Source organism: Vibrio sp. 1727, from assembly GCF_033344415.1.
GTDB classification, from domain to species: Bacteria; Pseudomonadota; Gammaproteobacteria; order Enterobacterales; family Vibrionaceae; genus Vibrio; species Vibrio alginolyticus.
In genome coordinates, this window is sequence record NZ_JAWPOT010000074.1 from 1 (window position 1) to 1,155 (window position 1,155).

Consider the following 1,155-nt stretch of genomic DNA (forward strand, 5'->3'; position numbering starts at 1 on the left):
CACGCAGTAGTCAGTGATCTTTTTGCCATCTAGCGTGACATCATTGTGAGAGAATTTGTGTGGCCAGATAGCAGGACGGTCAAGGAATCCGGTTGAACGGTCGCCACCAGCAAAGATAAACATCACTGACAACTCTGAAGGTTCAACGGTTCCATCTTGGTTACTGTCGTAAGCAGAAAGATTGAAGTACGGATCCAGTTTTTGGTAGGCCTCTGTAAACACGGCGTTCAGCTTGGCCGTACATGTGGTGTCGCTAGAACTAGAGTGACAATTTGGGTGGCTTTGTGCCACGGACACATTGATCACACCATCATTCGCGGTGCCGTAACTCTCGATAGCTGGGACGACTTTGAATTTACCTTGAGAGTTTTTATCAAAGTAATCCACAACGCTTTGGCCATTCGTGTCGAAAACACGTTGCTCGAAATTGTGCACCATCGCTTGATCGTTAAAAGAAACCTGCACAACCAACAGAGGCTGCTGTTTCACGCTCGAGCTGCTCATCGCCTGATAACCTTGTGCCGTGCGCAATAAGTTTTGGCGAGCCATAGGTTCAATCGCTTTTAACGAAGACAGCTCCGGCTTAACTTGCACGTCAGGACGAAACTTCGCGGAATCAGGCGCATCACTGGATTGGGTTTTCTCAATACCAGTCGAGAGCAACTCAGGGATGTCTGAATTACGCTGGATCTGAGCAAAAAACCAAACACCATCTTCCTGAATCAAGGCATTGCCTTGTCTGTCTTCAAACCAATGGAAATCAGCAGTTCCGCGTAAAATCGCCTCGCTATTGCTTCCGTCACTCAACGTAATCGGATGCCAAATTGGCGATGGTGGTGTCGTTGCCATACTGTTTCCGGCAACAAGTGCAGTCAGCATGGTCAAGGCAAGGGTGTGGAATTTCAAAGTACGGCTCCATCTTTTCAATTCACCATGCGTAAAACGAACTCAGATACCCATCAATTTAATGAGCGGTTACCTGATGGTTACTTACGCATTAGATATAAATTAAGTGAATGAATGGTACAGAAATGAAAGGATAAGGGAATACTGACAAGGGGATCAAAAAGAAAATTTGAGCAGAAGACCACGTTATTTATAAATGTTTGAGCGCCGATGACCAATCGGCGCTCAAAAAAGTCAAAATATCACTTT

1 protein-coding gene is annotated in these 1,155 nt (G+C 45.6%); it reads right to left on the bottom strand.

Annotation, left to right across the window (positions count from 1 at the left end; translation table 11 throughout):
* A partial coding sequence (locus tag R8O10_RS23895; RefSeq protein WP_318191783.1) for a M6 family metalloprotease domain-containing protein occupies positions 1-906 on the bottom strand: 906 nt, incomplete at its 3' end.
* Between the last annotated feature and the right edge of the window lie 249 nt (positions 907-1,155).